The sequence below is a fragment of the Serratia sp. H1w genome, assembly GCF_000633355.1.
GTDB lineage: Bacteria > Pseudomonadota > Gammaproteobacteria > Enterobacterales > Enterobacteriaceae > Chania.
Window position 1 is genome coordinate 44,795 of record NZ_AYMQ01000016.1, and the last position, 6,364, is coordinate 51,158.

The 6,364-nt window shown below is 54.0% G+C and carries 6 protein-coding genes; 1 reads left to right on the top strand and 5 read right to left on the bottom strand.

From position 1 onward, the window contains the following. Positions 1 to 89: 89 nt before the first annotated feature. The 5 genes from purB to rluE form a co-directional block, all read right to left on the bottom strand. On the bottom strand, positions 90 to 1,460 hold the full coding sequence (gene purB / locus U869_RS0103145; protein ID WP_025119873.1) for an adenylosuccinate lyase: 1,371 nt from the start codon (positions 1,458 to 1,460) through the stop codon (positions 90 to 92). A gap of 21 nt (positions 1,461 to 1,481) precedes the next feature. Beyond that, positions 1,482 to 2,108 (bottom strand): high frequency lysogenization protein HflD, encoded by a 627-nt coding sequence (gene hflD / locus U869_RS0103150; protein ID WP_025119872.1) that lies wholly within the window; start codon positions 2,106 to 2,108, stop codon positions 1,482 to 1,484. Between the two features lie 2 nt (positions 2,109 to 2,110). Continuing rightward, the gene (gene mnmA, locus U869_RS0103155) at positions 2,111 to 3,214 is read right to left on the bottom strand and encodes a tRNA 2-thiouridine(34) synthase MnmA (protein WP_025119871.1); all 1,104 of its coding nucleotides are present in this window, start codon (positions 3,212 to 3,214) and stop codon (positions 2,111 to 2,113) included. A 95-nt stretch (positions 3,215 to 3,309) separates the two neighbouring features. After that, positions 3,310 to 3,756, bottom strand: coding sequence for an NUDIX hydrolase (locus U869_RS0103160; protein ID WP_025119870.1), 447 nt, complete (start codon positions 3,754 to 3,756; stop codon positions 3,310 to 3,312). Between the two features lie 90 nt (positions 3,757 to 3,846). Then, the gene (rluE, locus tag U869_RS0103165) at positions 3,847 to 4,467 is read right to left on the bottom strand and encodes a 23S rRNA pseudouridine(2457) synthase RluE (RefSeq protein ID WP_025119869.1); all 621 of its coding nucleotides are present in this window, start codon (positions 4,465 to 4,467) and stop codon (positions 3,847 to 3,849) included. Positions 4,468 to 4,607: 140 nt separating this feature from the next. Between rluE and icd the strand changes: the two genes are divergently transcribed. After that, positions 4,608 to 5,861, top strand: a complete 1,254-nt coding sequence (gene icd / locus U869_RS0103170; RefSeq protein WP_025119868.1) for an NADP-dependent isocitrate dehydrogenase — start codon at positions 4,608 to 4,610, stop codon at positions 5,859 to 5,861. Positions 5,862 to 6,364: the final 503 nt, after the last annotated feature.

Here is a 6,364-nt window from a genome sequence, read left to right on the forward strand (position 1 = left end):
GTACTTCAGGTTGCCCCTGCACCTGACTACATCACCGTGGCAGCTCCCTCTCCCTGTGGGAGAGGGTTGGGGTGAGGGGGGTAATTCGCTTACTTCAGCTCATCAACCATGGTGGTTGCACGGCCGATATAGTTAGCCGGTGTCATCGCTTTCAGGCGGGTTTTCTCGTCTTCCGGCAGTGCTAGGCTATCGATAAAGGTCTGCATCCCGGCCGCATCGACGCGCTTGCCACGGGTCAGCTCTTTCAGTTTCTCATACGGCTTCTCGATACCATAGCGGCGCATCACAGTCTGGATTGGTTCGGCCAGCACTTCCCAGTTGTGATCCAGCTCATCCAGCAGGTGCGCACGGTTCACTTCCAGCTTGCTGATGCCTTTCATGGTGGCCTGATAGGCAATCAGTGCATAACCCAAGCCTACGCCCAGGTTGCGCAGCACCGTGGAATCCGTCAGGTCACGCTGCCAGCGGGAAACCGGCAGTTTGCTCGCCAGATGGCCCAGCACCGCATTGGCCAGGCCCAGGTTGCCTTCGGAGTTCTCGAAGTCGATCGGGTTAACCTTGTGCGGCATGGTGGAAGAACCGATTTCACCGGCAATGGTTTTTTGCTTGAAGTGGTTCAGGGCGATATAGCCCCAGACATCACGGTCGAAGTCGATCAGGATGGTGTTGAAACGCGCTACGCAGTCGAACAGCTCGGCGATATAGTCATGCGGCTCGATCTGGGTGGTGTACGGGTTCCAGGTTACCCCCAGCGAAGTCACAAACTCTTCGCTGAAACGGTGCCAGTCGACTTCCGGATAGGCCACGATGTGGGCATTGTAGTTGCCTACCGCACCGTTGATTTTGCCGAGGATCTCGACGCGCTCTAACTGGCGATATTGACGATCCATCCGGTAGGCCACGTTGGCAAACTCTTTACCCACGGTAGATGGGGTAGCGGGTTGACCATGGGTACGTGACAGCAGCGGAATATCGCGATACTCCAGCGCCAGCCCTTTGATGGATTCGATGATCTTGCGCCAGTGCGGCAATACCACATCCTGACGGGCGGTATGCAGCATCAGCGCGTGTGACAGGTTGTTGATGTCTTCAGAGGTGCAGGCGAAGTGGATAAACTCGGACACCGCGTGCAGGGCTGGTACTGCCTCCACCTTCTCTTTCAGGAAGTACTCAACCGCTTTCACGTCGTGGTTGGTGGTACGCTCGATGGTTTTGATGCGTTGGGCGTCTTCTTCGCTGAATTCTGCGACGATCTTGTCCAGGTAAGCGTTTGCGTCGGCGTCAAAAGCGGGAACTTCTTTGATCTCTGCGCAAGCGGCCAGTTTTTGCAGCCAACGTACTTCAACCTGCACGCGGAATTTCAGCAAGCCATACTCGCTGAAAATGGTGCGCAGTGCGCTGACTTTATCACCGTAGCGTCCATCAATAGGGGAAACGGCGGTCAGTGAGGATAATTCCATCGGTAGCAACTCCTGGGAAGATTAACAATGAGCAACGATATTTTGCGCCTGCTTGAGCAGACGATTACGGGAAAACATTAATTGCAGGCGGCTGCCGCCAACCTGCTGCCACAGCACGGCGGCACGGATACCGGCGAGCAGGGTGGCACGAACCTTGGCCTGCACCTGCGGATTTTGCAGGATGGCAGGCGAACCGGTGACCTGAATACGCGGCCCCAGTGGTGCAACGACATCGACATAGATACCGGCCAGGGCGCTGATGATGGTTTCCGAACCCAGTTCGAAATGCGCCAACTGGCGCTCCAACTGGCTCAAGCGCTCACCGAGCGTATTCATCGCCGTTTTATTGGCGTTCAGCTTGCGCTCCAGCACCATCAGGCTGATGGTGTAGCGTGTCAGCTCGGCGGCTGGGCCTTTGTTGTTGGCGTTGAGCACGCCAATCAAGGTTTCCAGGCCCATCTTCAGGTTACGCTCTTCACCGCCAAACACCGCCAGGGTAGAAGGCGGATCCATCTGCAACAGGCTGTTGAGCGAGGTATGGAAGGCTTCGCTATCTACTTGCCCTTCATGCGCCAACTGCTGAACCAGACGAGCTGCTTGACTAATTCCGGCCATGGCCAGCGTGATGTCGTAATAATTCTTCGCCACGATTACTCCTGTAAACGCTGTTCAATAATGCCGCCGCCCAGGCAAATATCGCCCTGATAAAACACGGCGGACTGGCCTGGGGTGACGGCGGCGACCGGTTCGTCGAAGCGGACTTCGATGCGATCGGCGTCCAGCGGCGTCACGGTGCAGGGAATATCCTGCTGGCGATAACGGGTTTTGACCGTACAGCGCAGAGGTTGTGTCAACGGCAGGCGATCGACCCAATGTAACTGCTGGGCGATCAGGCCGATGGACATCAGGCGTGGGTGTTCGTGGCCTTGGGCGACCACCAGAATATTGTTGGCGACGTCTTTATCCACCACGTACCACGGATCTTCGCTGCTGTCTTTCATGCCGCCGATGCCCAGTCCTTTGCGTTGGCCAAGGGTGTGATACATCAAGCCTTGATGCTCACCGATGGTTTGACCATCGACGCTGACGATCGGGCCCGGCTGTGCTGGCAGATAGCGGCCCAGGAAGTCGCGGAATTTACGTTCGCCGATAAAACAGATACCGGTGGAGTCTTTTTTCTTGGCGGTAACCAGCTCCAGTTGCTCCGCAATGCGGCGCACTTCCGGCTTTTCCAACTCGCCGACCGGGAACAGGCTTTGCGCGACCTGCTCGTGGCTCAGGGTATACAGGAAATAGCTTTGATCTTTGTTAACGTCGACGCCGCGCAGCAGGCGGCTTTTGCCGTCTACGTCCTGACGGCGGACATAGTGACCGGTAGCGATAAAGTCCGCCCCCAGATCTTCCGCCGCAAACTCCAGGAACGCTTTGAATTTGATTTCTTTATTGCACAGGATATCCGGGTTAGGGGTACGGCCCGCCTTGTACTCTTCCAGGAACAGCTCGAACACGTTGTCCCAGTATTCCGCCGCGAAGTTCACCGTATGCAGCTCGATGCCCAGCTTGTCGCAGACGGCTTGTGCATCGGCCAAATCGGTGGCGGCCGAGCAGTACTCTTCATCGTCGTCTTCTTCCCAGTTCTTCATGAACAACCCAGCGACCTGATAGCCCTGTTGTTGTAACAGATAGGCAGTAACGGAAGAGTCGACGCCGCCGGACATTCCGACGATCACTTTTTTCTGGCTGTTGTCTGACATGGGGATCTCACGAACTTGAACACGTACTGTGCGATAAAAAACAAGCGCAGGATTTTACCACGTTGGCCGCCTGCGCGCACGGCCCTTATTTGCCGTCAAAACGGCCAATTAAAGCTGGCGACCAGCGATAACGGGTAACGTTCCTGCTGCTGATAACAACGGATGGTCTCGGCCACCAGCGGCGAACGCAGGTTTTCGGCCTCCAGGATCTGCTCGGCAGTCAGCCATAGGCAGCGATCGATATCATCGTCGTGCGGCTCGGTGGGCAGCGGCTGTTCCAGCTCAATCACAAAGCTGAAGCGTAGAAATGGCGTGCGGTCTGGTGCGATCCACTGGTGCATGCGCAAAAAAGACTGCGGTGTGGCGCGGATGCCGGTTTCTTCCCACAACTCCCGCTCGGCGGCCTGGATCAGCGTTTCATCTGCTTCGAGATGGCCTGCCGGTTGATTCCACAGGGCCTTACCGTTGATAGTTTCTTCGACCACCAAAAATTTACCGGCGGCATGTACCACGCAGGCGACGGTGACGTGCGGCTTAAACATGGCAGTTCCTTACGTTATAAAGAGTGAGTAATGCTGAGTGTAGGGGCGCTGCATGCTGCGCCCGCCTAGCTGTGTATAGCCCCGCCAGCCTCAATCAATAGTCTGCCATTCCCCAGGCTGTAAGCTCCCCAGGGAAAGCGAGCCCATACTGTAACGAATCAGGCGCAGGGTAGGGAAGCCGATATGTGCCGTCATGCGACGCACCTGACGGTTTCGCCCCTCATAGAGCGTGATTTTCAACCAACTGGTAGGAATGGACTTGCGTTCACGGATCGGTGGGTTGCGCGGCCATAGCCATTCTGGCTCATCAACCAGTTCTACACCGGCGGGCAGGGTTGGCCCATCGTTTAGCGTAACTCCACTGCGCAGCACAGCCAGATCGCTCTCTTGCGGCTCACCTTCAACCTGAACGTAGTAGATTTTGCCAGTGCGCTTGCCGGGCTGGGTTAGCTGCGCCTGTAGCTTGCCGTCGTTGGTCAGTACCAGCAGGCCTTCGCTGTCACGATCGAGCCTCCCTGCGGCATAGACATCGCTGAAAGGGATAAATTTTTTCAGGGTGTCGCGGCCGGCTTCGTCGGTAAACTGCGGTAACACATCAAAGGGTTTATTGAATATCACCACGCGTCGCGGCGCCTGCGATTGTGGGCGTGCTGCGGATTTACTGCGGCTGAATCGTTTAATTTGGTGATTTTTAACAGAGAATTTAGTCATGGTCTTTGCGATTACGAATGATAAGCGCATTATAGCCTAATCTGTTTTGGATTGGCGCGAGTTGAATATTCAAGTAGTATTGACACGCATCTTACAAAGCATTAACAAAAATTGCGCTTGAAGACAGAAAGGAGAGGTTGATGGAAAGCAAAGTAGTTGTTCCGGCAGAAGGTAAAAAGATTACGGTTGATGCCCAGGGTAAACTGGTTGTTCCGCATAACCCTATCATCCCGTTCATCGAAGGTGACGGTATTGGCGTTGACGTTACCCCTGCCATGATCCACGTGGTGGATGCAGCGGTGAAAAAGGCCTACCACGGCGAACGTAAAATCTCCTGGATGGAAATCTATACCGGTGAAAAATCCACCCACGTTTACGGGAAAGACGTGTGGCTGCCGGAAGAAACACTGGAACTGATTCGTGACTACCGCGTAGCGATCAAAGGCCCACTGACTACGCCAGTAGGTGGCGGCATTCGTTCTCTGAACGTTGCGCTGCGTCAGCAGCTCGATCTGTACGTGTGTCTGCGCCCGGTGCGTTATTACCAGGGTACACCAAGCCCGGTAAAACAACCTGAGCTGACCGATATGGTGATCTTCCGTGAAAACGCCGAAGACATCTACGCCGGTATCGAATGGAAAGCGGGTTCTGCGGAAGCGGACAAAGTGATCAAATTCCTGCGTGACGAAATGGGCGTGAAGAAGATCCGTTTCCCAGAGCAGTGCGGCATTGGTGTTAAGCCATGTTCCGAAGAAGGCACCAAGCGCCTGGTTCGTGCGGCCATCGAATATGCTATCGACAACGATCGCGATTCAGTGACGCTGGTTCACAAAGGCAACATCATGAAGTTCACCGAAGGTGCCTTCAAGGATTGGGGCTACGAACTGGCGCGTGAAGAGTTTGGTGGTGAGCTGATCGACGGCGGCCCATGGCTGAAAATCAAGAACCCGAACACCGGCAAAGAGATCGTGGTTAAAGACGTGATCGCCGATGCCTTCCTGCAGCAAATCCTGCTGCGCCCGGCTGAATACGACGTGATCGCCTGTATGAACCTGAACGGTGACTACATCTCCGACGCCCTGGCAGCCCAGGTTGGCGGTATCGGTATCGCCCCAGGTGCCAACATCGGTTCCGATTGCGCACTGTTCGAAGCTACCCACGGCACAGCACCTAAGTATGCTGGCCAGGATAAAGTGAACCCAGGTTCAATCATCCTGTCCGCTGAGATGATGCTGCGGCACATGGGTTGGTTCGAAGCTGCTGATTTGATTGTTAAAGGCATGGAAGGTGCTATCGCTGCCAAGACCGTGACTTACGACTTCGAACGTCAGCTGGAAGGCGCTAAACTGCTGAAATGTAGCGAGTTTGGCGACGCTATCGTTAAACACATGTAATTGTGATTTAGCGTTAAATGAGAACGGGAGCCTGATGGTTCCCGTTTTTTTACCCTCAAAAACCTCTCCGCAAGACGATGTAAAAGATGAGCTTTTTCATGCCTAATAACCAACCGCTAAAATCTCATTCAAGGAGATTAGCGCCTCGGTTTTGAAAGTTATTGTCGAGATGATTAACAAATTCCTGGTTACCACTAAGCAAACAACGCTTGCATCAGTACGGCAAAGACCGCCAACGCGGCGCGCTACCTCTGAGGGATTGCTCTATTCATCACAAAGATGACTAACTAGTTCAGATTGCTGTTTTTCTCACTTTCTTTTGTGTTCTATTGGCATTAGGATGTTACAAAATGTTAGGTATGGAGATAAGGATGTGAGGAAAGTAAGTTTAACTTTTATTCTTTTAGGAACGGTTCTTTTATCAGGTTGCACCTATGATGTAACAGGTAAAGGTTGGGATCTTCATAGGTTTGAATGCCCTAATATATACCCAATAAACCTCA